At 64.4% G+C, this 23120-nt stretch carries 25 protein-coding genes; 19 read left to right on the forward strand and 6 right to left on the reverse strand.

Annotation, left to right across the window (positions count from 1 at the left end; translation table 11 throughout):
* Positions 1-27 precede the first annotated feature (27 nt).
* From fliG to fliN, 8 genes are read left to right on the forward strand one after another with little or no spacing between them, the layout of a single operon-like run.
* Positions 28-1044, forward strand: coding sequence for a flagellar motor switch protein FliG (gene fliG, locus QF092_RS11525; RefSeq protein WP_281464046.1), 1017 nt, complete (start codon positions 28-30; stop codon positions 1042-1044).
* A gap of 3 nt (positions 1045-1047) precedes the next feature.
* Positions 1048-1830, forward strand: a complete 783-nt coding sequence (locus QF092_RS11530) for a FliH/SctL family protein (protein WP_281464047.1) — start codon at positions 1048-1050, stop codon at positions 1828-1830.
* A complete protein-coding gene (locus tag QF092_RS11535; protein WP_281464048.1) occupies positions 1827-3161 on the forward strand; it encodes a FliI/YscN family ATPase in 1335 nt (444 codons plus the stop codon). Before QF092_RS11530 ends, QF092_RS11535 begins: the two co-directional genes overlap by 4 nt.
* A complete protein-coding gene (locus tag QF092_RS11540) occupies positions 3158-3565 on the forward strand; it encodes a hypothetical protein (protein ID WP_281464049.1) in 408 nt (135 codons plus the stop codon). Before QF092_RS11535 ends, QF092_RS11540 begins: the two co-directional genes overlap by 4 nt.
* A 57-nt stretch (positions 3566-3622) precedes the next feature.
* The gene (locus tag QF092_RS11545) at positions 3623-4963 is read left to right on the forward strand and encodes a flagellar hook-length control protein FliK (protein WP_281464050.1); all 1341 of its coding nucleotides are present in this window, start codon (positions 3623-3625) and stop codon (positions 4961-4963) included.
* A gap of 12 nt (positions 4964-4975) precedes the next feature.
* Positions 4976-5536 carry a flagellar basal body-associated FliL family protein gene (locus QF092_RS11550; protein ID WP_281464051.1) on the forward strand — a complete coding sequence of 187 codons (561 nt, stop codon included), beginning with the start codon at positions 4976-4978 and terminating at the stop codon, positions 5534-5536.
* A gap of 12 nt (positions 5537-5548) precedes the next feature.
* Complete coding sequence (fliM, locus tag QF092_RS11555; RefSeq protein WP_281464052.1) at positions 5549-6517, forward strand: flagellar motor switch protein FliM; 969 nt, start codon at positions 5549-5551, stop codon at positions 6515-6517.
* Positions 6518-6523: 6 nt separating this feature from the next.
* On the forward strand, positions 6524-6808 hold the full coding sequence (gene fliN, locus QF092_RS11560) for a flagellar motor switch protein FliN (RefSeq protein WP_281464053.1): 285 nt from the start codon (positions 6524-6526) through the stop codon (positions 6806-6808).
* Between the two features lie 83 nt (positions 6809-6891).
* Here fliN and QF092_RS11565 read toward each other — a convergent pair whose 3' ends face one another.
* A complete protein-coding gene (locus QF092_RS11565; protein WP_281464054.1) occupies positions 6892-7101 on the reverse strand; it encodes a hypothetical protein in 210 nt (69 codons plus the stop codon).
* A gap of 135 nt (positions 7102-7236) precedes the next feature.
* On the opposite strand from QF092_RS11565, the gene QF092_RS11570 reads away from it, so the two are divergent.
* Genes QF092_RS11570 through QF092_RS11605 form a run of 8 tightly spaced genes read left to right on the forward strand, consistent with a single transcriptional unit; the run spans position 7237 to position 12332 of the window.
* Entirely contained in the window at positions 7237-7611 is a 375-nt protein-coding gene (locus QF092_RS11570; protein WP_281464055.1) for a hypothetical protein, read from the forward strand.
* Positions 7608-8354, forward strand: a complete 747-nt coding sequence (gene fliP, locus QF092_RS11575; protein ID WP_281464056.1) for a flagellar type III secretion system pore protein FliP — start codon at positions 7608-7610, stop codon at positions 8352-8354. The genes QF092_RS11570 and fliP overlap by 4 nt, the downstream gene beginning before the upstream one ends.
* A 1-nt stretch (position 8355) precedes the next feature.
* Positions 8356-8622 (forward strand): flagellar biosynthesis protein FliQ, encoded by a 267-nt coding sequence (fliQ, locus tag QF092_RS11580; RefSeq protein WP_281464057.1) that lies wholly within the window; start codon positions 8356-8358, stop codon positions 8620-8622.
* Positions 8622-9431, forward strand: a complete 810-nt coding sequence (gene fliR / locus QF092_RS11585) for a flagellar biosynthetic protein FliR (RefSeq protein WP_281464058.1) — start codon at positions 8622-8624, stop codon at positions 9429-9431. The genes fliQ and fliR overlap by 1 nt, the downstream gene beginning before the upstream one ends.
* A complete protein-coding gene (locus QF092_RS11590; protein ID WP_281464059.1) occupies positions 9424-10581 on the forward strand; it encodes an EscU/YscU/HrcU family type III secretion system export apparatus switch protein in 1158 nt (385 codons plus the stop codon). The genes fliR and QF092_RS11590 overlap by 8 nt, the downstream gene beginning before the upstream one ends.
* Positions 10578-10778, forward strand: coding sequence for a hypothetical protein (locus QF092_RS11595; protein WP_281464060.1), 201 nt, complete (start codon positions 10578-10580; stop codon positions 10776-10778). Before QF092_RS11590 ends, QF092_RS11595 begins: the two co-directional genes overlap by 4 nt.
* Positions 10779-10825: 47 nt before the next feature.
* Positions 10826-11596 carry a hypothetical protein gene (locus tag QF092_RS11600; protein WP_281464061.1) on the forward strand — a complete coding sequence of 257 codons (771 nt, stop codon included), beginning with the start codon at positions 10826-10828 and terminating at the stop codon, positions 11594-11596.
* Positions 11597-11603: 7 nt separating this feature from the next.
* On the forward strand, positions 11604-12332 hold the full coding sequence (locus QF092_RS11605) for a hypothetical protein (protein WP_281464062.1): 729 nt from the start codon (positions 11604-11606) through the stop codon (positions 12330-12332).
* Positions 12333-12437: 105 nt separating this feature from the next.
* On the opposite strand, the gene rpoN is transcribed toward QF092_RS11605, so the two are convergent.
* Complete coding sequence (gene rpoN, locus QF092_RS11610; protein ID WP_281464063.1) at positions 12438-13796, reverse strand: RNA polymerase factor sigma-54; 1359 nt, start codon at positions 13794-13796, stop codon at positions 12438-12440.
* Positions 13797-13982: 186 nt separating this feature from the next.
* Positions 13983-15455 carry a flagellin N-terminal helical domain-containing protein gene (locus tag QF092_RS11615; RefSeq protein ID WP_281464064.1) on the reverse strand — a complete coding sequence of 491 codons (1473 nt, stop codon included), beginning with the start codon at positions 15453-15455 and terminating at the stop codon, positions 13983-13985.
* A gap of 352 nt (positions 15456-15807) precedes the next feature.
* Between QF092_RS11615 and QF092_RS11620 the strand changes: the two genes are divergently transcribed.
* The 3 genes from QF092_RS11620 to fliD all read left to right on the forward strand — a co-directional run bounded on the left by QF092_RS11620 (position 15808) and on the right by fliD (position 19499).
* Entirely contained in the window at positions 15808-16569 is a 762-nt protein-coding gene (locus QF092_RS11620; RefSeq protein WP_281464065.1) for a motility protein A, read from the forward strand.
* A gap of 10 nt (positions 16570-16579) precedes the next feature.
* On the forward strand, positions 16580-17776 hold the full coding sequence (locus tag QF092_RS11625) for an OmpA family protein (RefSeq protein WP_281464066.1): 1197 nt from the start codon (positions 16580-16582) through the stop codon (positions 17774-17776).
* Between the two features lie 76 nt (positions 17777-17852).
* Complete coding sequence (gene fliD, locus QF092_RS11630) at positions 17853-19499, forward strand: flagellar filament capping protein FliD (RefSeq protein ID WP_281464067.1); 1647 nt, start codon at positions 17853-17855, stop codon at positions 19497-19499.
* Positions 19500-19585: 86 nt separating this feature from the next.
* On the opposite strand, the gene QF092_RS11635 is transcribed toward fliD, so the two are convergent.
* From QF092_RS11635 to flgL, 3 genes are all read right to left on the reverse strand, one after another.
* Positions 19586-20692 (reverse strand): sigma-54 interaction domain-containing protein, encoded by a 1107-nt coding sequence (locus tag QF092_RS11635; RefSeq protein ID WP_281464068.1) that lies wholly within the window; start codon positions 20690-20692, stop codon positions 19586-19588.
* Positions 20693-20877: 185 nt separating this feature from the next.
* Positions 20878-21801 (reverse strand): lysozyme family protein, encoded by a 924-nt coding sequence (locus QF092_RS11640; RefSeq protein WP_281464069.1) that lies wholly within the window; start codon positions 21799-21801, stop codon positions 20878-20880.
* Positions 21802-21840: 39 nt separating this feature from the next.
* Positions 21841-23112, reverse strand: coding sequence for a flagellar hook-associated protein FlgL (gene flgL, locus QF092_RS11645; protein ID WP_281464070.1), 1272 nt, complete (start codon positions 23110-23112; stop codon positions 21841-21843).
* Between the last annotated feature and the right edge of the window lie 8 nt (positions 23113-23120).

The following is a 23120-nucleotide window of genomic DNA, read 5'->3' on the forward strand; positions in this document are numbered from 1 at the left end:
CCTCGCCCCGTATCCGGCCCTGCCCCGATGGGAAGCTCTGTCCCGATGGAACGGCTGACGCCCTTGCATCGTGCGGCGGTGCTGATGATGCTGTTCGGTGAACGTGCCGCCGCTGCCGTGCTGCGCAACCTAAGCCCGGCAGAAGTGCAGAATCTGGGCGCGGCGATGTATTCGATCAACGATGTGGACCAGTTGACGCTGGAACATGTGGTCGAGGAATTCCTGATCGGCCTGAACCGCGAGACAGGGCTGAACCACGGTGCGCCGGTCTATATCCGGTCGGTGATGACCGAGGCGCTGGGTGAGGACAAGGCGCAGTCGGTTATCAGCCGGATCAACCCGTCTTCGGCAGAGCGGCCGATCGAGATCCTTGATTGGATGGATGCGCGGTCCATTGCGGAACTGATCATCGACGAGCATCCCCAGATCATCGCGCTGGTAATCGCCTGTCTGGACTACAGCCTTGCGGCGGATGTCCTGATGCTTTTGCCCGAAGAGGTGCAGCCCGACATCATCCGCCGCATTGCGGATCTGTCCTCCATCCAGCCAGAGGCGTTGCACGATCTGGAACAGGTGATGCAGCGGAAGTTCAAGGCATCGTCCACCAGCCGCGCCAGCCAGATCGGCGGCGTGAAGGCAGCGGCGCGGATCATGAACTTTACGCGGACGGCGATGGAACAGCGCATCATGCGCGAGGTGAAGAAAGAGGATCGCGACCTGATGCAGGCCATCATGGACAACATGTTCGTCTTCGACAATCTGGAGCAATCGGACGATCGGTCGTTGCAAACCCTGCTGCGCAGCGTGGACAACGAGCAGTTGGTGTTGGCCCTGAAGGGGGCGGGCGAGTCGTTGCGCGACAAGCTTTTGGGCTGCATGTCGAGCCGGGCAGCAGCCAACCTGCGCGACGAGATGGAGGCGTTGGGCCCGGTGCGCCTGACCGATGTGCAAGAGGCGCAGAAGGCCATCGTTGCTACGGCGCGGAAACTGTCGGACGAGGGGGCCATCGTGCTTGCCGGTCGCGGCGGCGAGCAGATGGTGTAAGCCATGACCGATGGGGAAGCCCCGCGCATGGGACATGCCGAGGTGATGGCGATGATCCGCGCCTCGGCCCAGAAGGGATTTGCAGCAAGATCACCGGTCGGAGAGGCGGATGCCGTATTCCGCCCCGCACGGCTGGATGCGGTGCGGCGGATTGATCCCGATGCCACGGCCATGGTCGAGGCTGTCGTGGCCACGGAAGATGGCGGCATCACGGTCGCAGCGGGCGAGGTGATGGCGCCAGCGCGGGCGACACCGTCAGCGCATGTGTCGACGGAAGAGATGGCGCAGCGTTTGGCCGAGGCGCGGGCCGAAGGCTATGCCCAAGGGCGCGCCGATGGGATCGAGGCGGGTCATGCCACGGGCCATGCGGAAGGCGTGGTTGCCGGACGGGCCGAAGCGGAGGCCACCATTGGACCGGCGCGCGCGCTGTTTTTGGAGGCAGTGGCACGGCTGGAGGATAGCACAGGGATCGCTGACGGCCTTGCAGGCATATTGGCAGAAGCGGTGCGCAATCTAGCCGCCGAACGGGCGGGGCAGATGATCGATGCGCTGCCTGTGGCTTTTGCCGAACGGGTAGAGGCGCTTGCGGATCGCGTGGCACAGGGGGTGCGTGCGGTTTCCGTGCGGCTGCACCCGGATGACCTTGAGGCGATCCGCCCGCATCTGGCGGGATGCGAGGTGCTGGAGGGCGCGATGCTGTCCGCAGATGCGCGGCTGAGCCGAGGCGATGTGGAGGTGCGGGCCGAGGGCATCCGTCTGGCCGACCTTCTGGAGGTGCGGGGATGAGCCTGCTGGAGCGGATCGGGGCCGAGGTGGCACGGCAAGCGGTTGCGCCTGCGCCGCGCGTCGAGGGGCGGGTCTTGCGCTATGACGGGTTGATCCTTGAGGCGACGGGTTTCCCGGCCAGCCCCGGCAGCCTGTGCGAAATCGCGACGGAAACCGGCACGCCCGTGCAGGGCGAAGTGATCGGATTTGCGCGGGGGCATGTGCTGATGTTCCTGAACCAGCCGGGTGCCGCGATCATGGCGGGCGCGCGGGTGAAGGTGATCGATGGAGGCCAGATGGCCGAGGTGGGCGATGCCCTGCTGGGCCGTGTGGTGGATGCCGAGGGGCATCCTTTGGACGGGCTCCCACCCCCGCGCTGTGATGCGGTTTGGCCCCTTGCGGGGCGGTTGATGAACCCCCTGGCGCGAACGGCGGTGGATCGACCGCTGGATGTGGGGGTGCGTATTCTGAATGCCGCGCTGACGGTGGGACGAGGGCAGCGTCTGGGCATCATCGCCGGGTCGGGCGTGGGTAAATCGGTGCTGATGGAGATGATGGCCCGCCAGACCGAGGCCGATGTCATCGTGGTGGGTCTGATCGGCGAACGGGCGCGCGAGGTGGGGGCCTTTGTGCGCAGCGTGATGCAGGGCGAGGCGGCCAAGCGCATCTGCATGGTGGCCGTGCCTGCCGACCGTTCCCCCCTTTTGCGGCTGCGCGCGGCGCGGCGGGCGACGGCGATTGCCGAACATTTCCGCGCGCAAGGCAAGCAGGTCCTGCTGATCATGGACAGCCTGACGCGGGTGGCGCATGCCCAGCGCGAGATCGGCCTGGCCTTGGGCGAACAGCCGACGGCGAAGGGCTATCCGCCATCGGTCGTGTCGCTGATCCCCGGGCTGATCGAACGGACCGGGCCGGGGCTGCCGGGGGAAGGCGCGATCACGGCAATCTATACCGTGCTGGCAGATGGGGATGACACAACGAATGACCCGGTGGTGGATACGGCGCGGGCCATTCTGGACGGGCATATCGTTCTGTCGCGGCGCCAGACGCAGATGGGCATTTATCCGGCGGTGGACCTGCCGCAATCGGCCAGCCGTGTGATGATGGATATCACCGACCCTGCGCATCGGGAGGCGGCGCAGAAGCTGCGCCGGATGATCACGCTTTACATGGATAACCGCGATCTGATGCTGATGGGGGGCTATGTTCCGGGGCAAGACCCCGACCTTGATGAGGCGATACGGCTGTGGCCGCGCATCCTTGATCTGATCCGACAGGGGCCGCATGACCCGGCGGATTTCGCGGCAAGCCGTGAGGCGTTGATCATGCTGGCCGGGACGGGTGTGGCATGACGGGAAAAAGCAGGGTTCTTGGCCTTATGGCCTTGCAGGAAAAGGCGCGCATTGCAGGCACCTTGGCCGATCTGCGCGAGGCGGCGCGCCAGAAGGATGAGGCCGAGCGGATGGTCTCCCGCCTGCATGATGCGCTGGCGCGGCAATCGAAAGGTGCGGGCGTGCGGCTTGCTGCGGAAGTGATGGCCGAGCGGGCGATGGCGGCACAGATCCTGACCGAGGCGGAGCGTCACCGCATGAAGCGAGAGGCTTTTGCCACCCAGATGGCCGAGGAACAGGCAAAGCTGGCCCGGCAAGAACATCGCCACCAGACCCTTGCCGACAAGGCCAAGGCCGCCCGGCGCGGTGAGGCGGAGGAACGGCAGGCTGCCCGTGATGCGGCCCAACCCCCGCGCCGACGCTGAGGTTGGCATTCCTTTTGCAAGCGGGGCGCAGATGCCCCTTTTCGGATCGAGAGCACGATGACCCTGCCCGTCACCCTTGCCGAGACCCCTGCCCTGCCCCGTAAGAGCGAGGCGGCCGCCTCTGCTGCTGCACCGGAAGAAGGCGGCGAGGCGCGGTTCGCGGAAACGCTGGCCGGGGCGATGGGACCTGAGGCGAAGGGCAAGGCGGGCAAGAAGGCCGATGAGACCGTGCCTGCTGTCGAGGTGCCCACGGATGCCGAGGCGATGCTGGCCGATCTGGAACAGCGGGCGGTCGCGATTGAGGGCGAGGGTGCGACGCCGAGCGCGGGTCTGGAGCAGGAGCTTGCCGTGGCTGGGACGGAAGCCCCGGTCGAAGGCGCGGCCGCCGTGATCGGGGCCCCTGCACCTTTGCCGGATGATGTGGCCGAGCTGCCCGTGGAAGGGTCCGAGGTGGATTTGACCTCTGAGGAGGCGGGTGCCGAAGAGGACATTCCGCTGGACCTGCCAATGGCGGCAATGCTCGCGGCGGCGCTGCCTGTAGCGCCGACGGGCGAGGCGGCGGCCCCGACCGTGCAGCCCACCGATGCAAGTGTCGAGGCCGCGCGTCGCGCGATGGCCGCAAGCATGACGATGCCGGGTCTGGCCAAGGCCGACAAGGATGGCAAGGGGCCGCTGGAGGGGCCGGAAGCTGCCTCCGAGGCCGAAACGGCAACCGAAGGCAAGGACGAGATCGCCATGGGCAAAGTCGCGCCGGGGGCCGAGTTGCGGCCTGTGGCAGCAGGCGTGGCCCCAGTGGCCGCCGAACCGCGCAATGGTGGCGAGGCGCGGCGTGAGACGGCGGAGATCACCCTTGCCGCCTTGGGTGCCGAGAAGGCAGAGGTGAGCGCCCCGACCACATCGACGGGCGGCAGCGCAGCGCTGGTCGGGGCGCAGCCCTTTGGCGTGACGGCAGGTGGCCCAATCCACCTTGCGCGGCCCGGTTGGGAAGTGGCGCTGGCGGATCGGATCGCGGCAGAGCTTTCAGGCGATGGGCAGGAGATCGAGCTTGATCTTGCCCCTGAAACGCTGGGCCATCTGAAGATCAAGCTGGAGGTTGTGGACGGTTTGGCGCAGGTGCGGATCGTTACGGAAACGACCGAAGCCGCGCGGCTGTTCCAGCAAGCGGAACACCGGCTGTCGGAAAGCCTGTCGCGCGCGGGGCTAAGCCTTGGTGGACAGGATGCCCAGAGCCGCGATGCCCAGAATGGGCAGGGGCAGGCTGGGCAGGGTGGAAATGGTCCGGGGGACCGGGGGCCACGACCGCGCAGCATGGAGTTGCATTTTGATCGTCAGGGCGTCGGAGCCTTGGCCGAACAGGCCGGTCGCGCGGGGCGCGGATTGGTCAATCTGATTGCCTGAGGGGACTGAAGGATGAGCAGCGAAACCGTCGATATCGTCGCGCCGCGCAAGAAGGGGCGCATTCTGGGCCTTGTGGGAAAGATTCTTGGGTCCGTCATCCTTTTGGGGGCGGGCTTTGGCGGGGGGTATGTCTATTTCGCCAATCCCTTTTCACCCACGCAGGACATGCTGCGCCTGATCGAACCCGATCAAGCCGCGCGGGCCGATGCGGATGGGCGCGAGAAGGTGCCGAAAGACACGCCGGACGAAACGCTGTTTCAGACGCTTTATTTCACCTTTCCCGACCCGATCACGTCTAACCTTAAGGATTCGCGGTCTTTTCTTCAGGTGCAGATCGGCGTTTCGACGCAGTATGACGAGCAGGTCATCACGAATGTGGAGACCCACAAGCTTGCCCTGCAATCAGATATGCTGGCGGTGATCGCGACCTTTACGGAAGAAGATATCGCAGGGCCGAATGGGCGGGCGCGGTTGGCGGATGCGCTGAAGGATGCGGTGAATGCCCGACTGATGCGGATGGAAGGCTTTGGTGGGGTGGAGGACGTGTTCTTTCCGTCCTTCATGATGCAGTAAAGGACCCGCGCGATGGCGATGACACCGCGCAAGCTGTCTGCCAATGAGGTGGCCGCCCTCGTCGGCGGCCTGATGGATAACACGAGTTTCGGCCAGTCGGCGGATGGGGTTGAGGTTCGGCCCTATACCTTTGGTTCCAATGATCTTTCCCAGATGGGCGACTACCACGCCCTGCGGATGATCAACGAAAGGTTCTGCCGTATCGCCCGGTCCGTCTTTCTGCCGATGCTGCGGATACAGCCGCGGATTTCGGCCTTTCCGGCCGAGATGCGGAGTTTTGACGACTATCGAAACAGCCAAGACAATTTCGTTTCGCTGACCAATACGCGGATCGAAGAATTGCGGGGCAGCCATCTGATCGTGATCCCGCCACCCTTTATCAGCCTGTTGACGGATGCCTATTACGGGGGGTCGATCCGCTATGTGAAGAATGGGCGGAACGAGTTCACCGCGACTGAGCAGCGGGTGATCGAGATTGTCACCGACCGATTGAACAACGCGCTGCAATTGGCATGGCGCGATCTGATGCAGTTGACCTTTGCGGTTCAGACCCGGGAAGAGAACATGCAATTCGCCGCCTTTGTGGATGGCGATGATATGATCGTTAATTGTTCCTTCATGGTTCAACTGCCCGATGCCGAACCGGCCAGCTTTGATATTCTGTATCCCCTTCAAACACTTAAGCCCATCGCCAGCCAGTTGAGATCGCGCACGCAGTCGGATTCCCTTGAGGATGATGCCAGCTGGCGCGAGCGGTTGGAGCGGGCGGTGATGACCATCCCGCTGGCCGTCCGGACGCGGCTGTGCGAGCCGGAAATTCCGCTGAAGAGGCTGGCCTCGTTGAAGGAGGGGGATGTGGTGCCTGCGAAAGTGACGGACAAAGTCGAGATCCTGATCGACGGGAAAGTTTATTTCGAAGCGGTGCCGGGTGAGTTGGGGGGGAAGTCGGCCCTCTCGATCAGCAAACGCGTGAAAGGATAAGAAAAGATGACCGAAGCGGCGAGTTCGACCAGCAGCGAAGGGCTGCGCCTGTTGGAAAATATCGGCGTAAAGCTGACGGTCGAGGTGGGCCGGGCGGAGCTGACGATCAAAGATTTGCTAAGACTTTCAGAGGGTTCCGTGATTGAACTGGACAGGCTGGCGGGTGATCCGCTGGATGTTCTGGTCAATGGCACCCTGATCGCCAAGGGCGAGGTGGTCATGGTTGGCGAACGGTTCGGCATCCGATTTGGTCAGATCATCGACCCGGAAAAGCGGGCGGAAAGCCTGTAACGGTTGTGCCCTGTTTTGTGCCGGGTTTTGTGCAGCAAACTGTGGCCACAGAGCGCGCGGTGAGGTGAGGCTTTGGCAAGGGATCAGGCGGTGCCCAGCACATCAAGGATGATGCGGAAGGATTTGCTGCCGACCTTCGGCAGAAGCCGCAATTCGTTGATCAGCGCAGGCTTGGGCATGGTGCGAACCTCGTCCACGGCGAGATTGAAGAAGGGATGTTCCAGCGCGCGTTTGCTGGGCAAGCCATCGATGCGGTGGGGGACGATCAGGTCGCGGAGTGTGGTGACGGGCATTTTTCTCTCGCACTGGCTACTGGGACTGTCGGGAAATCGTATCGGGGCCGGGATGCCATCGTCAGACGGTCGGAGGTCTGGACCGGGCTGACATAAGGATGGCCCATCGCGGCCTTGCAACCCAGGCCTGAAAAAATGGTGCGGTTTCGTTCCATCCCCGGCCCATGCGGCACGGGGTTTGCAGGGATTGGCGCAGATGTCGCCTTTCTGACGGAGTGCCCTGCTTTGGATGTGATCCGACCTGACCAAATTCTGACCCTGATCCTGTTCATGGCCGTGCTTGGCCTTGGCTGGCTGGTGGTGAAGATGAACCGTGGCGGGATCGCGCGACGGATCGCGGGCGAACGCAGGATGCGTTTGGTGGAGGTGGCGGCTTTGTCGCCCACCGACCGGGCGATGATCTTGCAGGTGGATGCGCGCGAGTTCCTGATCCTGCGTTGCCGGGGTGAGGCACCTGTCGTGACGCCGCTGGAGCCTGCGCCCTTGGCGCAGGCGGAGGGCGCGGCATGACGCGCCTTTTGCCCTTTCTTCTGCCCTTGTTGATCGTGGCGCTGCCCGGCGCGGCGCTGGCGCAGGGTTTGCCTGCGCTGACCATGTCGGAGACAGAGGGCGGGACGACCTATTCCCTGTCCTTGCAGATCGTCGCGCTGATGACGGCGCTGACGGTGCTGCCGTCAATCGTGCTGGGGATGACGGCCTTTACGCGGATCATCATCGTGCTGTCCATCCTGCGGCAGGCCTTGGGCACGCAGCAGACGCCGCCGAACCAGGTTCTGATCGCGCTCGCGCTGTTCCTGACATTCTTCGTGATGCAGCCGACGATGACGGCGTTCTATGATCAGGCGCTGTCGCCCTATCTGGATGGGCAGATGCCGGCGGATCAGGCGATCGAGATCGGCAGCGGCATCCTGCGCGGCTTTCTGATCGAGAATACGCGGCAGAACGATCTGATGATGTTCCAGCAATTGGCGGGGGATGGCCCCTATGCCACGCAGGACGATGTGCCGCTGTCGGTGCTGCTGCCGGCCTTCATCACATCGGAATTGAAGACGGCGTTCCAGATCGGGTTCCTGATCTTTTTGCCCTTCCTTGTCATCGACATGGTGGTGGCGTCGATCCTGATGGCACTGGGGATGATGATGCTGTCGCCCATGCTGGTGTCGCTGCCGATCAAGTTGCTGCTTTTCGTGCTGGTGGATGGCTGGGCTTTGACCGTGGGGTCGCTGGCCGCGACCTATGGCGTGGGGGGATAGGATGGATTTCGACGGGAATATCGAACAGTTGCGGCTGGCCTATTGGAACATCCTTCTGGTGGCGGGGCCGGTTCTGGGCGTGGCACTGATCACCGGTCTGGTGGTGGGCATCGTGCAGGCGGCGACGTCGATCAACGAGCAGACGCTGAGTTTTGTGCCGAAGCTGGCGATTTCCATGCTGACCATGGCGCTGGCATCGGGGTTCATGCTGACGGTGATGACGGATTACTTCGCCTATGTCTTCGAGACGATCCGGGCGATCCGCTGATGGGGGGAGAGTTTCCGCTGCCGGGCATGGGGTTGCAGGCCATCACGGGATGGCTGGCGCAATATGTCTTTGCCATGCTGCGGATCGGGGCCTTTCTTCTGGCAGCGCCCTTCTTTGGCGGGCGGTTTGTTTCCTTGCCGGTGCGGATCATGGTGACGGCGGTTCTGGCGCTGCCGGTGATGGCGGGGGGCGTGGCGCTGCCTGCGCCGGCCGAATTGGCGGGGCTGTCGGCGGTGCCGATGATCCTGAACGAATTGGCCATCGGGCTGGTGGCGGGGCTGGTCTTGATGATCCTGTTCAGCGCGGCGGCCTTGGCGGGGGACCGGATCGCGGCGACGGCGGGCCTTGGCTTTGCGGCGCAGTTTGATGCGGCAGCGGGCGGGCAGACGCCGGTGGTGGCGCAGATCTTTGGGCTGTTCATGACGGTGATCTTCTTTTCCGTCGATGGCCATCTGACGGCGATACGGATCGTTCTGGAAAGCTATCAGGCGATGCCCCCCGGCAGCCCGATCGGGTTTGATCGGCTGGTTCTGGCGGGGATCACGGCGGGATCGCAGATGTTCGCCCTTGGCTTTGCGGTGATGATGCCGGTGATCGCGGTGCTGCTGTTGTTGAACATCGCGGTGGGGGTGGTGACGCGCTCTGCGCCGACGTTGAACATCTTTTCCTTTGGCTTTCCGCTGACCATGACGGTGACGCTGCTTCTTTTGTATCTGACCGCGCCGGGGACGGCCGGGTCGATGGAAGAGGTGGTGACGGCGGGGCTGTCGCTGATCAGCGACCTTCTGTTGGGAGGTGGCGGTGGCTGACGAGAATGACGGCGCCGAAAAGTCACATGAGCCGACGCAGAAACGGCTGGATGACGCGCGGGAGGAAGGGAATGTCCTGACCTCGAAAGAGGCGATGGTTTTTGCTGGGATGGCGGTGGGGACCGGGATGCTTGCGCTTTCGGCGCAGGCGATGCCGTCGCTGTTGCCGAAGTTTCAGGCCTATTTCCTGATCCAGCCGGGTGCCGATCTGAATCAGGTCGTCACGCAGCATGTCTGGGGGGCGTTCTGGCAGATCATCGGCCTGTCGGTGGTGGTTGCGGTGCCTGTGATGCTGGCAGTGATCGGCGTGCAGATCGCGATGGGCGGGATGCATTGGTCGATCAAGGCGGCGGGGTTGAAGTGGAACCGGATCGACCCGCTGGCCGGGATCAAGCGGATGGTGTCTGCGACGGCGCTAGTGGAACTGGGCAAGGCGGTGGCGAAGGTTCTGGTCCTTGGCGCGGTGGGCTGGGCGATGATGGCGGCGGCGCTGCCCGCGCTGGAGCGGCTGTGGCAGGCGGGGCCTGCGGCGGGCGCGGCGGTGATGGGAGACGCGACGCTGCGGCTGATGTGGGGGATGGTGCTGGGTCTGGCGGCAGTGGCGGTGCTGGACGTGGCGTGGCAGTGGTACAGCCTGCGCCAGAAGATGATGATGACCCTTCAGGAAGTGAAGGAAGAGAACAAGGAACAGAACGGGTCGCCCGAAGTGAAGGGCCGTCTGCGCCAGTTGCAGATGGAGGCGAGCCGGAATGCCTCGCGCCGCAGGAAGGCGCTGGACGATGTGCCACGGGCGACGGCGATCGTGACGAACCCCACGCACTTTGCCGTGGCGATCCGCTATGTCCCGGGCGAGACGCGCGCGCCCATGATCCTTGCCATGGGCAAGGGGCCGATGGCGTTGGAGATCATGGCGCGCGGGCGCAAGGCGGGGCTTGCGCCGATGCAGATCCCGGTGCTGGCGCGGGCTTTGTATTTCACCGGGGATATCGGGATGGAGATCAACGAACAGCTTTACGCCGCCGTCGCGGCGGTGCTGGCGCATGTCTATCGGCTGGATCGTGGCGAAGGGTCGGTGCTGCCCGATGTCGATCTGCCGCCGGAGCTGCGGTTCAGCGAATTCGGGCAGCCTGAGGCACGGAGGTATGGATGACGAAACGCAGCCAGAAAACGACCGGAGAGATGATTTCCACCATGGTCTTTGCCGGGGCCGGGTGCCTGTTGATGCTGGGCGCGCTGGACCCGGAAATGACGTTGGGCGAGCGGCTGGCGCTGGGCTTTGGCGCGCTGGGCGGGTTCGCGGCGGCGGCGCGGTTCCTGATCGCCGCGCTGTGGGCGCGGTGGCGGTGATGGCACGGGATTTGCCCTAGATGCCGGGACGACAGAAGGAGAAGGCCATGAAAAGCGCCGACACGTCGGAGATGGATGCCGCGACCGCCGCAGGCGACAGCGCGACCGATAAGATCCGCCGCGCGCTGGAAGCGGCAGAAGCAGCCAATGATGCGGCGCAGGAGCTTGCCGATCTGTCGGCGGCGCATCGCGCCTTTGCCGAGGCCGTGATCAAGGGCCAGCGACGCAATACGTTGTTCGCGTCAGGGGCGCTGGCCGGATCTATCGTCGCCGTGGTTCTGGGCGGGTTGGTCTATTTCCGGTCGGTCGCCGATCTGCGGATGGCGGCCGGCGTGCAATCGGAGGCGGCCGCCCTTTTGGTGAAAGAAGTCAAGCAGATCGACGGGATCGGCGATACGGTCGAAGAACAGCAGAACGTGATGAAGACCGATCTGCTGGCGCTGTTGGAACAGGTGAAGGACGAGATCCGCATCGCCGGGGCGGATGCCCTGAAGCTGCCAGAGGCGGAGCCGATGGGGCCGGAAATTGCCGAAGCCGTCCGCGCCGGGGTGAAGGAAGACATCGATGCGGCGAAGACTGAATTGATGACCGCCTTGGCCGAGATCGAAGTGAAGGGCGGGAGCAAAAGTCTGGACGAGTTGAAGGCGCTGATTACCGAATTGTCGATGCGGAGCGCCGCAGCAGCGCGCGAAACGGCATCCCCTGCCCCGGCGCAGGCGACGCCCACCCCGGCCACGCAGGCCGGCGGCGCACGCAACACGCGGCCCGCCACGCGGGCGGCCAGCGCGCCGGAACCCAACCCTTTCGTTTATCCGTGAGACAGCCATGAGCCAGCTTGGCGCAGACGCTGGCACGTTGGCCGGAGAGGCCCCTGCGGTGCCGCAGACCCTGCGCCTGCGCGAGGGATCGGTCAACGCAGAGGGGCGGCGGCTGGGCCTGACCGGGGGCGAGGTCTTGCTGTTGGTCAATGGCGTACCCTTTACCGGGACCGAGACGGCGCTGACGGCGCGGCTTTTGATCCGGCGCGGAAAGCCCCTTGCCCTGACATTCGCGCGCGAGGGGGGGAACCTTCTGGTTCTGACCACGACCACGGCGCTGGGACGGTGGGAGCAGGTGCCCGCCCTGCCCGCGCCGGAGGGCGAGGCGGCGCGGATCGATCCCGATGGGTTGCGGAATTACGAGGTCATGCGGAGCCCGGAGGGGCAGTATGACCTTTATGCCGTCGATGCCCCGTTGATTGCAGTGATAGCGCCGCCCCTCTGGCTGTTTCAGATGCGGGTCTGGGCGCCGGGGGCCACGCTGTTGGCGGGGCTGGTGGCGGCGGCGATTGTGACGCCTTGGCTTTCGCTGGCGGTGTGGCTGTCGGCGGCGCTGTGGATCCGTGGGGCGGCGATGCCGTTGCTGCGGGCGGACAGGCAGGCGCGTGGCCTTGGCTTTGCCGGGGTTGTCGCTGCGCGAAGCGAGACGGAGGCGCATGCCATCCATCAGGCGCGGGCGCCGGGGGATCGCTGCATCTTTTGCCCGGACAAAGAGGCCCCGACCGCCGCCGCGTGAGGGTTCTGGAAAAGAAAAAGGCCCGCCGATCTGGCGGGCCTTTTCCCTTGTGTGAGCGGGAGACCTGACTTCCCTGTCACAAGTGCATGTATCTGTCGCGGCCCCTTAGGCCTTAGTCATCAGGGCGCGGCGGCGACGATCCACCGACGATGCGATGCGGAGCTGGTCGCGATACTTTGCCACCGTCCGTCTTGCAAGCTGGATGCCATCTTCCTGCCCGATGATGCGGGCGATGATATCATCGGACAGCGGCTCTTCAGGATTCTCGGCGGCGATGAGTTTCTGGATGCGGTGGCGGATGGCGGCGGCGGAGCCAGCCTCACCCCCGTCGCCATCGCGGCTGGCGAGGGCCGCGCTGAAAAAGCTTTTCAGCGGGAAGGTGCCCTGCGGCGTGGCAATCAGGATGCCCGAACAGACACGCGAGACGGTGCTTTCGTGGACGCCGATCGCCTCGGCCACTTCGCGCAGGACCATGGGGCGCAGACGGGAAGGGCCATGTTCAAGGAATTCGGTTTGGCGGCGGACAACCTCGGCCCCGACCTTGAGCGTGGTCTGGTTGCGGTGTTCGACGGCGCGCGACAGCCAGCGGGCGACGGACAGGCGTTCGGAGACGTAGGCGTTCGCCTCGATCCGGCGGAGGGCGAGGCGGCGGGCTTCGCCTTCACGCACCACCACTGTGGGCAGGGTGGAACGGTTGAGGTCCACGCGCCAGCCATCGGCACCACGGGTGACCAAAAGATCGGGCGCGCGCTGCGGCATCGGGGCACCGTCGAAGGTGGCACCCGGCTTGGGGTTGAAGCTGCGGAGTTGGCGCAGCATGGCCTTGAGATCATCCATCGCGACGTTGCAGACGCGGCAGAGGCCACGCAGATCGGCCTGCGCCAGCATTGGCAGATTATTGAGCAGCGCCGAGAAGGCCGGGGTCAAAAGGCCTTGATCGCGGGCCTGAAGGCGCAGACATTCGGCAAGGTTGCGGGCGAAGAGGCCTGCCGGTTCCACCTGTTGCAGGCGGTGAAGGAGGGCCTCAACCTCGGACTCGTCCACCATCAGGCGGTCGGCGATGGCGGACAGGGATTGGCCCAGCCAGCCCGAGGGTTCCAGCGCATCGAGGAAGGCCTCGGCCATCATGGAGTCACGCGGGGAAAGGCCTAGGCGTGCCACTTCGGCGGCGGCATGGGCATAGAGCGAGGGGCCGGGATCGGCGGCGAGCTGACCAAGCTTGTCCCAGTCATCTTCGCCGGAGCGGAGTTGCGAGGGAAGGGTCAGGTCGCGGGCGGTGCTGGCGCCTTTGGGTTGCGCGGCGCGCGCACCGAGATCGAGGAAGGGGTTCTCCTCGGCCTGGGATTCGATGAAGGAGGCGAGGTCGGTATTGCCCATCTGAAGCAGTTGGATCGCCTGCTGAAGCTGGGCGGTCACCACGACGGATTGGCGCTGGCCGATGGACTGGGACGTGAAAAGCTGCATGGGTAATGTCTCCTTGCAGCGACCATGACTCACCCAATGCGTGTGGCGCAAAATTTTGGTTTGACACCCCTAAAATGGCCGATGGGCAGTGAATTAAACGGGTTTTCGACGCTTTAACCCATTGAAAATAAAAGAAGCCCCCGGTCTGTATGGACCGGGGGCATCCGTTTGGATGTCGGGCTTTCGTCAGCCGCGGAGGAGACTCAGCACGTTCTGCTTGGACGAGTTCGCCTGGGCAAGCATCGCGGTGGCAGCCTGCGACAGGATCTGGCCACGGGCGAGGTTCGTCGATTCCTTGGCGAAGTCGGCATCCACAACCTGCGAGCGAGCCGTCTGAACCGAAACCGAGATGTTGGTCAGGTTCGAGATCGTCGAGTCGAGGCGGTTGGACAGAGCACCGAGGTCACCGCGGGACTGGCTGATCTTCTGCAGGGCGACGTCGATGACTTCGATCGCCTTGGCCGAGGATTCAGCGGTGGAGAGGTCGATATCGGCCACCGATTCCAGTTCAGAGGTGAAGGACGCCGCCGCCGCGTTGCCGAAGAAGCCGGTCGCCGCCGCCGTCGCGCTGATCGCGAAGGTTTCGGTCGAGGTGAAGCTGACTTGGCCGGTGACGGTGGTCGCGGCACCCGTGGCGAGCGTCGAGGTCACGGCAGCGGTCGAGGGATCGCCGTCGGCGTCGATCGACAAGGTGATGCCCGTGGTCGTCGCGGTGTGGGTGTAGTCGTCGATGGTGATGTTGGTGCCGTTGGCATCGGTCATCACGATCGAGGTGTTGTCATCGCCCATCGTCGCGGTCACGCCGGTGGAGGCCGATTTGCTGTTGATCGCGTCACGCAGCGAGGTCAGGTCGATCGCGCCAGCCGAGTCTGTGGAGATCGCGACGCCTTCGCCGATCGAGGTGCCGTTGATCGTGAAGCTGACCGTGCCAGCCGCCGCAGCGCCGCCGGTGAAGGACAGCGTGGCCTGCGTCTTGGCCGTAGCGGCAACACCCGTCATCGACTGCACCGCGTTGACGGCGGCGGCGAGTTCTTCAGCCGACTGGCCGGCGGTGGCGTTGATTTCGGCGCTACCGGCGCTGCCGGTGATCACGATGTCCTGTGCCGCGACACCGGTGGCGGCGGCCGAGGCCAGCGTCGATTGCTTGTACGCGCCGATCTTGGTGGCGGCGGTCGAGTCGATCGAGATGCTGAGGGTCTGGCCCGCATCGGCACCGATCTGGAACTGCTTGTCGGTGAAGGAGCCATCCATGACCTTCATGCCGTTGAAGGTGGTGTTTTCAGCGACGCGGTTGATTTCCGACAAGAGCTGGCGAACTTCGGCCGTGATGTTGCCGCGGTCAGAGCTGGTGTTGGTGTCGGAAGCGGACTGCACGGCCAGTTCGCGGACGCGCTGCAGCATGTTCGAAACTTCGACATGCGCGCTTTCCGTCGTGTCGAGCAGGTTCTTGCCGTCGGCAGCGTTCCGGATGGCTTGGTTGATGCCCATCACCTGCGAGGTCATCTTTTCCGCGATGGCCATACCGGCCGCGTCATCCTTTGCGCCGTTGATGCGCAGACCCGAGGACAGGCGCGTCATGGCGGTGTTGAAGTCGTCGTTCACCTTGGTCATGTTCGCCTGCGCGGCGATGGCACCGATATTCGTATTGATCGTCGTCATGGTTTCAGCCTCCTGATACCCTTTCGCGCCCCAAATGCGCTCGGCATTGACAACGGCCTGTTACGCAGATGTTTAGCGTGGCGTGAAAGATTTACGGATTCTTTCGTTTTTTCGGGGGCTTGGCGGCTCAGTCGGGGCCTGTGCTTGTTTAACCGCGCATTGCGCGGACCTGGGCGCGGGCGGGGCTGCGCGCCCCTGCGCGAGGGCGCGAATATCGCGCGTGAGACGCGCCTGTGGGGGTGCGGGGGCAGGAAATCGCGCGATCACGCAGTTTTTGCATCGCGGCGTATATAGGTGGCGGGATGTCTGCCGTTCCTAGGGTCTGAAGCACAGCAGTCACTGGAGTGGCGCGATGGATATCGCAACCCTTGTCGGCCTATTGGGGGCGGTCGCAATGATCATCGGTTCGATGGTCTTTGCTGGCGGCTTGAGCCCCTTTGTCGACGTGGCGTCGGTCATCATCGTCTTTGGCGGCACCTTCTTCATCGTGATGATGAAGATGCCGATGGGCGTGTTCATCGGACATTTCAAATCGCTGGGAAAGGCCTTCAAGCCCGCCACCTTTGACATGGCCGGAGTGGTGGAGCGGATGGTGGAGCTGGCTGCCGTGGCGCGGAAGGACGGGATGATGGCGCTGGAAGGCCAGCAAGTGCCGGACCGGTTCTTTGAGCGCGGTTTGCAGATGCTGATTGATGGGGCGGACGAGGCAAAGCTGGTGAAGGCGATGAAGCAAGAGATCAAGGCGATGAAGGCCCGGCATGAGGGCAATCAGAGCGCGATCAAGGCTTGGATCGATTTCGGCCCGGCGATGGGGATGATCGGCACGCTGATCGGTCTGGTGCTGATGCTGGGCAATATGTCGGACCCGAAGTCGATTGGCCCTGCGATGGCGGTGGCCCTTTTGACCACGCTTTACGGCGCGTTGATCGCCAATGTTCTGTTCGGGCCGATCCTGGCCAAGCTGGAAGGCTATACCGCCGATGAGGTGGCTTACCGCGAATTGGTGATCGAAGGGCTGCGCGGCATCGCGCGGGGCGACAGCCCGCGCAATGTGCAAGAGCAGATGGTGACCGTCCTGCCGCCGAAAGAGCAGGCGCGGCTGATGGCCGCCTGAGGACAGGGTCATGGCAGCCGCAAAGATCGTCGCGTTGAAGGTGGCCCCGGTCATCCCCGAAGAGGAGGATGAGCCGCCGAAATGCCCACCTGTCGGTGCGCCGGCATGGCTGGCCACCTTTGCCGATATCGCCACCAATCTGATGGCCTTCTTCGTGCTGATCCTTGGTTTTGCGAAATTCGACGAGGTCAGTTTCAAGAAGATGGCCGGGTCGATGCGCGAGACCTTTGGGACGGAAATGGTGGCGCCGCTTCTGGAAAATCCCGAGGGCGGCACGGTTCTTGAAATGAGCTTCCAACCGCAGGGCTTGCCGCCGGATCAGGTGCAAGGCGAAGAGCCGCCGAAGGGCGATGAAGGCCCATGGCAGGATCGGGACGGCGAAAGCGACAGTCGCAGCCCGGCCGACCAGATGCGGGAGAAGGCGGCGCAGGCCGCCGCTAAGGCATTGATGGATGCGCTGGCATCCGGCGAGGTGAAGGTGGAGCAAGGCAAGTCGCAGGTGACGATCCGCCTGCCCGAGGGCGAGAACCAGCCGACCGCCGAAACGGTGGCGGATGCGCTGGCGCGTCTGGCGCGCACCGATCCAGAGCCGGTGGAAGACCCGACATCTGGCGCGACGAATGACAGCGCCGAACAGGTCGCCGAGGCGACCACCCCACCCGATCAACCCGCCGAGGCAGGCACGGGTGAGGCTGCGCCGGGAAGCGGCGGTGCAGGCGGGACGGCCGAGGCCGGGCGCGGCACCAGCCCCGGCTTTGCCGAGGCGAAGCTGGGCGTTGCGCTGCGGGATCAAAGCGCGCAGGGCCTTGTGGAGGTAGAGCGTCGGGATGGATCGGTCTTTGTCACGGTGGGCGCTGGCGGGGCGTTTTCGTCCGGTTCGGCCGAGTTGACCGCCGAGGCGCGGGAAATCCTTGGCCAGATCGCCGAGAACGGGCTGGCGCCGGGGGCGAAGGTGACGATCACGGGCCATACCGACAACGTGCCCTTGGCCAATTCGCCCTTTGGCGACAATTTCGGCCTTGGCGCGGCGCGGGCATCGGCGGTGGCACAAGAGATGGTGCGCAGCGGGTTGGTGCGGCCTGACCAGATCAGCGTGGTGTCGAAGGGCGAGACGGCCCCCGTGGCCGACAACCTTACGGAAGATGGCCGGGCGCAGAACCGGCGGATCGAGATCGAGATCGACTATGACGGCACTGCGGCGGAATAACCCCTGCCTTCTGAGCGGGCAGCTAAGACAAGCGGCGGTTGTGCCGTTCATAGATGCGCAAGGAAAGGTCTGACAGATGACCGTGGATATCCTTTCGTCACTGAACAAGAACGGGTCGGGGTTGAACCTGCGGGACCTGACGGCATCGCTTGTCTCGGCGGAGATCGATCCGCAGAAGGCGCGGCAGACCGAGCGGGTGGATGCGGCGACGACGCAAATCTCGGCCTTGGGCGAGGTGCGGGCGCAGTTCGGCGCGTTGAGCACAGCCGTCGATATCCTGCGGCAGAACCCGATCCTGCGGGCCAATTCGGGCAATGACGGGGTGGCGGTGACGATCACCGATCCGTCGAAGATCGCCAGCCAGACGATGTCGATCGGCGTGCAGAAGGTGGCGCAGCGGCAGGTGATGGAATTCACCGGCTTTACCGGGCTGGATCAGGCCGTCGGGGCGGGGACGTTGCAGATTGCCGTCGGGACCTGGGGCGAGGATGCCTTGGGCGCCCCGGAATTCACGCTGAACCCGGACAGCACGGTGCGCACGCTGACCATACCCACCGGCGCGACGCTGAGCATGCTGGCCGAGACGATGAACAGCATTCCGGGGCTGCAAGCGCGGGTTCTGGACAAGGGGGATGGAACCTTTTCGCTGGGCGTGGTGTCAGAAATGGGCGCGGCGGCGGCATTGAACATCACGGTGACAGAGACGGAGCCGGGGCTCGCGGCCTTTGACACCAATACGACAATCGAGACGGTGCAGATTCAGGCGGCGCAGGATGCAGAGATCTCGGTTGACGGGATCACGGTGTCGCGGCGGACGAATGTGATCGACGATCTGATCCCCGGCGCGCGGCTGGACATCACCGCGCCAGAGGGCACGACCACGACGGTGAATTTCTCGCGCAATATCGAAACGGCGCGGCTGAACATGGAAGCGCTGGTCGAGCAGGTGAACAACACGCGCAATCTGCTGAATGAGTTGTCGGCGCGGGGTGTAGCAGGGGCAGAGTCCGGGGCGCTTGCCGGGGATCGGCTGATCGAGAAGCTGAAATCCGATCTGACCGCGCTGATTGCCGCGCCGATTGCGGGTTTTGGCAGCGAGGCGCGGCGGCTGTCGGATTTTGGGGTTGTGACGAACCGGGATGGGTCGCTGAGGGTGGATCAGCTGCGGTTCGAGCGGGCCTTCAATCAGGACCCGACAGGGTTCGACATGATTTTCACCGACCGCTTCTCGGCCAGCGATTCAAGGGTGACGGTGGGCGGTGCGGTGGGTTCGTCGGTGGAGGGCGGGACCTTTGCCTTCCGTCGGGATGTGGCGACGGGCGTCGCGACGTTGGATGGATCGCCGGTGTTCCGCGTGCCGCAGGCCACGGGAGAGGACCAGTATTTCGCCTTTGGCGGGCGGCTGGCCGGATTGAACGTGACGGTACCTGCCGACCTGACCGAGACGGAAGTGCGCTATGGCAAGAGTTTCCTGACCACGATGGAGCGGCTTTTGGACGGCGCGCTTTCCAGCGGGGCAAACAGCATCAGCGAGCGCGAGGCGCAGTTGAACAGCCGGGTGACCGAAGCGACTGAGCGGCTGGAACAACTGGATGCGCGGGCCGCCCTTCTGGAAAAGCGGTACCTGTCGCGCTTTACGGCGATGGAGACGGCGATTGCCGGGCTGAAAAGCACGGGCACCTATCTGGATAACCTTGTCGCGCAGTGGAATAAGTCGGAATGAAGACGGGCCGCCGTCAGAGCAATCTCTGAGGGCGGCCCGTTGCCTTTTCCCAATCGCAGGGGAGGACGCGGGAAAAGGAAGATCTGTCAGGCGGCGAGGCCGCGACGGATTCCGAATTTCTTCATCTTTTCGATCAGGGTTGTACGGCGCAGGCGCAGTGCATCGGCGGCTTGGGCGACGTTGCCTTGCCGTTTGTCCAGCGCGGCCTCGATCAGGGCCACTTCGATATCGCGGATATAGCCGCGCAGATCGATATCGCCCAAACGTTGCAGCGCATCATGGAATTGCGAGGGATCCGGCAGATCGCCCTTGGCCTGCGGGGCGGGCGGTTCGGGGAGCGCGATATCGGCGGTTTCGGGTTCGGGCATTTCCATGCCGAGCAGGTTGTCGCGCACATGGCGCGCGGTGACCATGCGGCCCGGCAGCATGACGAAGGCGCGCATCAAGACGTTTTTCAGTTCGCGGATATTGCCCGGCCACGGATGGGCCGAAAGCGCGCGGATCGCGCCCAGATCGAAATGCGGGGGTTCGGCAGCGGGGTTGGTGCTGCTGTAATCCTCGATCAGGCGGGCGAGGATCAGGGGAATATCGGCGGTCCGTTCGGCAAGGCTGGGTACCGTCAGCGGGAAGACCGAGATGCGGAAGAAGAGGTCGGCCCGGAAAGTGCCGTCGGCCACGGCGGCGGTCAGGTCGCGATGCGTGGCGGTGACAAGGCGGAAATCAACGGTCTGTTCACCGCTGGCCCCCAGACGTTGGATACGGCGGGTTTCGAGGACGCGCAGAAGCTTGGCCTGAAGGGCAAGCGGCATGTCACCGATTTCGTCCAGAAAGAGGGTGCCGCCGGCGGCCTGTTCGATGCGGCCCGGGCGGGCGCGTTCGGCCCCGGTGAAGGCGCCTTTCTCATGGCCAAAAAGCTCGCTTTCCAAAAGCTCGGCCGGGATGGCGGCGCAGTTGACGGCGATCAGCGCGCCCTTGCGGCCAGAGGCGCGGTGCAGGGCTTCGGCCACCAGCTCCTTGCCGGCCCCGGTGGGACCACGGACGAGGACGGCGGCCTCGGACACGGCGACGGCGGCGATCATCCGTTTCAACTGCCGCATCGGAGCGGTTTCTCCGACGATGATGCGATCGACCATATTTACGGAAACAGGAACGGCTTGGGCGGAAACATCACGGTCAATCCAGTGCGTCGTCATAAGAAATCTCCAACGGTTCACGAGACTGAATTGATAGGGGCAATTGGGACAATTCAATGACGCGCCGGGGATATACGAATTTTGAAAAGGATGGCCGATGGACCATCGGATACGTTTTAAACATACTTTGGGATGGTTCTTTTTTGAATAAACTACAATGTGTTAACAGTGATTAGACAAATGGTTTATGGATCATCGGCCAGCAGTTCGCGCATCGCCTGCACTTCGGACCAGCGATGGCGCAGGCGTGGGGGCAGGTTTTCGGGCAGCGCGAGGGTGGTGGCTGCGGCGGCGAGGACCATAGGAAGGTCGGGCGCATCGCGGCGGGGGGCCGCGGCATTTGCGGGTGTCGGGCGGGGTGGCGGGGAGCGGTCGGGGCGTCCTTCGGGAAGATCGGCGGCGGCGGTGGCGGTGGGGGCGGGTGGCTGTTCCAGACTGTCGAAGGGGGTTTCCCCTTCCCAGCCATCCGCCGGGGGCGCAGAGGCGAGTGCGATGAGGGGGGAACCGGCATGGGCAAGGATGCCGTCGAGTTCTGCCGGGATCGCCGTCAGAAGGGTGCCGCCTGTATCAGCCGTGTCATGCCCCGGCTGCGGGCTGTAGCGGAAAGAGGAGCGGGCGGCCATGACCTTTTCCAGATAGCGGCGGCCCCGATCGGGATCGGTGGAGTGATAGGCGGAGGCCGCCACGTCCCACGACCCAAGGCGGTTCTTGAGTTCGGTCATGAAGCGGGCGGCGTAGCGGGTGTTGCGGACCGGGTCCATCATTTCGGCCGGAGAGGCGAAGCCTGCGGAGTGCCATTTCCAGTTCAGCTGCATGCAGCCGATATCGATATTGGTGACGCCACGCGCGAGGGCCTGTTCGAGATAGGCGAGCGCCTCTTCCTTTGTGTCGAAATACATCCCCTTGCCACCTTCGTTCAGCGTCCAGGGCCAGGGGGCGAGGCCGCCGTTTCCGGTGCCGCGACCAGCCTCGACCAGCGAGATCGCGGGAAGGAGACCGTCGGGAAGGCCTGCTTCGGCCCCCGCTTCGGTGGCTAGGCGCGCGCAATCCTGCGCGGCGGCAAGGCCGGGTGCGAGGATGGCAAGGCTAAGGACGAGGGCGCGGATCATGCCCGCCCTCTTGCAAGGGACGGGCCATATCGTGGTGGATCAGCGGATGTAGTCGAAGAGGGACGATCCGTTGATCTTGACGAAGGTCTGCTGCGAGGCCTGTTCCGTGAGGAGGAGTTGCTGCACGCGCGTAATGGCGGCGGCGACATCCAGATCTTCAAGCCCTGCGATGGCCTGATCGATGCGCAGTTTGCGGTCGGCAAGGACGGAGGCGTGATCTTCGGCAAGGCGGCCTAGCGCCCCCACCTCGGCCCTTTGGGCAGCGGCGTGGGTGATGGTGTCGCTGAAGACCCCGACAAGGCGGGTGGCGGAAATGGCGTCGTTGCGCAGAAGAACCCCGGCGCGGGTGGGTTGTAGCGATTGGTCCAGCGGGACAAGGTTGGCGACAGGGGCGCGCGGGCTGTCGGGTTGCGAGAAGTTGGACAGGCGGATGTCGCCAATGGAAGAGAGGATGAAGCCCTGCCCATCGGGGGCGAGCGTCGCGCTGACACCGGTTTGGGGTGTGGCTGCGTTGATTGCGGCGAGCATGGAGTCGGGCGCGCCGGTCATCACTTCGGCCGAGATGCGGGTGGTGCCGGTGGGGCCGGTCAGGTCGAAGCTGAGGTTCGCCGGGGTGCGGGTGGTGATGGGGGTAAAGAGGCCCTGCCCTGCGACGGAACTGTCGGGGCGGGCGGTCTGCAAGGGTTGGGTCAGGGAGGCGATCAGGTCATCGACCATTTCGAACATGCTTTTCGCCGTGCCGTCATCAAGCGGCACGGACATGAACACTTCGGATCCGTTCAGGCCCGTGGCGAGGGTGGCGGTTTCGGTCAGGCGCAGGGTGGGCCGCCCGCCATCGCCGCGATATTCCACACCATTGGGGCCATCGACGAAGGGTTCGCCGCTGCCAAAGCCTGCAAAGAGCGGCAGGCCAAAGGTATCGCGCGCATTGGCGACGGTGAGGAGTGAGGTGCGGAGCGATTCAGCCTCGGACCGAAGGCCGGCAAAGCCTTCTTCGGTGAGGGTGTCGTTCGCGGCCTGAAGCGAGATCTGCTGAAAGGCGCGGATGATGTTGCCCAGTTCGGCCATCTGAAGATCGGCCTGATCGAGGCGGTCGGAGGCAAGCTGCGCGTTTTCGGTGAAACGGTCGATGGCGCCGCGCTGTTCGGTGACGGCAGACAGTTTGGCCGCGCGCATCGGATCGGCCGAAGGGCGCGGGTCGTTCTTGCCAGAGGAGATTTGTGCCTGCAGATCGGAGATTTCGCCCGAGAGGCGGTTGAAATTCTCCATCGTGATCTTGCCGAACAGGGCGTTGCCGATGCTGGCGGCCATGGGGAGGA

The organism is Fuscovulum ytuae (genome assembly GCF_029953595.1).
GTDB classification, from domain to species: domain Bacteria; phylum Pseudomonadota; class Alphaproteobacteria; order Rhodobacterales; family Rhodobacteraceae; genus Paragemmobacter; species Paragemmobacter ytuae.

What these genes read in the sequence shown, in the direction of transcription:
- fliG (WP_281464046.1), top strand. Translation starts at nt 28, where the DNA reads ATGGGAAGCTCTGTCCCGATGGAACGGCTGACGCCCTTGCATCGTGCG.
- QF092_RS11530 (WP_281464047.1), top strand. Translation starts at nt 1,048, where the DNA reads ATGACCGATGGGGAAGCCCCGCGCATGGGACATGCCGAGGTGATGGCG.
- QF092_RS11535 (WP_281464048.1), top strand. Translation starts at nt 1,827, where the DNA reads ATGAGCCTGCTGGAGCGGATCGGGGCCGAGGTGGCACGGCAAGCGGTT.
- QF092_RS11540 (WP_281464049.1), top strand. Translation starts at nt 3,158, where the DNA reads ATGACGGGAAAAAGCAGGGTTCTTGGCCTTATGGCCTTGCAGGAAAAG.
- QF092_RS11545 (WP_281464050.1), top strand. Translation starts at nt 3,623, where the DNA reads ATGACCCTGCCCGTCACCCTTGCCGAGACCCCTGCCCTGCCCCGTAAG.
- QF092_RS11550 (WP_281464051.1), top strand. Translation starts at nt 4,976, where the DNA reads ATGAGCAGCGAAACCGTCGATATCGTCGCGCCGCGCAAGAAGGGGCGC.
- fliM (WP_281464052.1), top strand. Translation starts at nt 5,549, where the DNA reads ATGGCGATGACACCGCGCAAGCTGTCTGCCAATGAGGTGGCCGCCCTC.
- fliN (WP_281464053.1), top strand. Translation starts at nt 6,524, where the DNA reads ATGACCGAAGCGGCGAGTTCGACCAGCAGCGAAGGGCTGCGCCTGTTG.
- QF092_RS11565 (WP_281464054.1), bottom strand. Translation starts at nt 7,101, where the DNA reads ATGCCCGTCACCACACTCCGCGACCTGATCGTCCCCCACCGCATCGAT.
- QF092_RS11570 (WP_281464055.1), top strand. Translation starts at nt 7,237, where the DNA reads ATGGTGCGGTTTCGTTCCATCCCCGGCCCATGCGGCACGGGGTTTGCA.
- fliP (WP_281464056.1), top strand. Translation starts at nt 7,608, where the DNA reads ATGACGCGCCTTTTGCCCTTTCTTCTGCCCTTGTTGATCGTGGCGCTG.
- fliQ (WP_281464057.1), top strand. Translation starts at nt 8,356, where the DNA reads ATGGATTTCGACGGGAATATCGAACAGTTGCGGCTGGCCTATTGGAAC.
- fliR (WP_281464058.1), top strand. Translation starts at nt 8,622, where the DNA reads ATGGGGGGAGAGTTTCCGCTGCCGGGCATGGGGTTGCAGGCCATCACG.
- QF092_RS11595 (WP_281464060.1), top strand. Translation starts at nt 10,578, where the DNA reads ATGACGAAACGCAGCCAGAAAACGACCGGAGAGATGATTTCCACCATG.
- QF092_RS11600 (WP_281464061.1), top strand. Translation starts at nt 10,826, where the DNA reads ATGAAAAGCGCCGACACGTCGGAGATGGATGCCGCGACCGCCGCAGGC.
- QF092_RS11605 (WP_281464062.1), top strand. Translation starts at nt 11,604, where the DNA reads ATGAGCCAGCTTGGCGCAGACGCTGGCACGTTGGCCGGAGAGGCCCCT.
- rpoN (WP_281464063.1), bottom strand. Translation starts at nt 13,796, where the DNA reads ATGCAGCTTTTCACGTCCCAGTCCATCGGCCAGCGCCAATCCGTCGTG.
- QF092_RS11615 (WP_281464064.1), bottom strand. Translation starts at nt 15,455, where the DNA reads ATGACGACGATCAATACGAATATCGGTGCCATCGCCGCGCAGGCGAAC.
- QF092_RS11620 (WP_281464065.1), top strand. Translation starts at nt 15,808, where the DNA reads ATGGATATCGCAACCCTTGTCGGCCTATTGGGGGCGGTCGCAATGATC.
- QF092_RS11625 (WP_281464066.1), top strand. Translation starts at nt 16,580, where the DNA reads ATGGCAGCCGCAAAGATCGTCGCGTTGAAGGTGGCCCCGGTCATCCCC.
- fliD (WP_281464067.1), top strand. Translation starts at nt 17,853, where the DNA reads ATGACCGTGGATATCCTTTCGTCACTGAACAAGAACGGGTCGGGGTTG.
- QF092_RS11635 (WP_281464068.1), bottom strand. Translation starts at nt 20,692, where the DNA reads ATGACGACGCACTGGATTGACCGTGATGTTTCCGCCCAAGCCGTTCCT.
- QF092_RS11640 (WP_281464069.1), bottom strand. Translation starts at nt 21,801, where the DNA reads ATGATCCGCGCCCTCGTCCTTAGCCTTGCCATCCTCGCACCCGGCCTT.
- flgL (WP_281464070.1), bottom strand. Translation starts at nt 23,112, where the DNA reads ATGGCCGCCAGCATCGGCAACGCCCTGTTCGGCAAGATCACGATGGAG.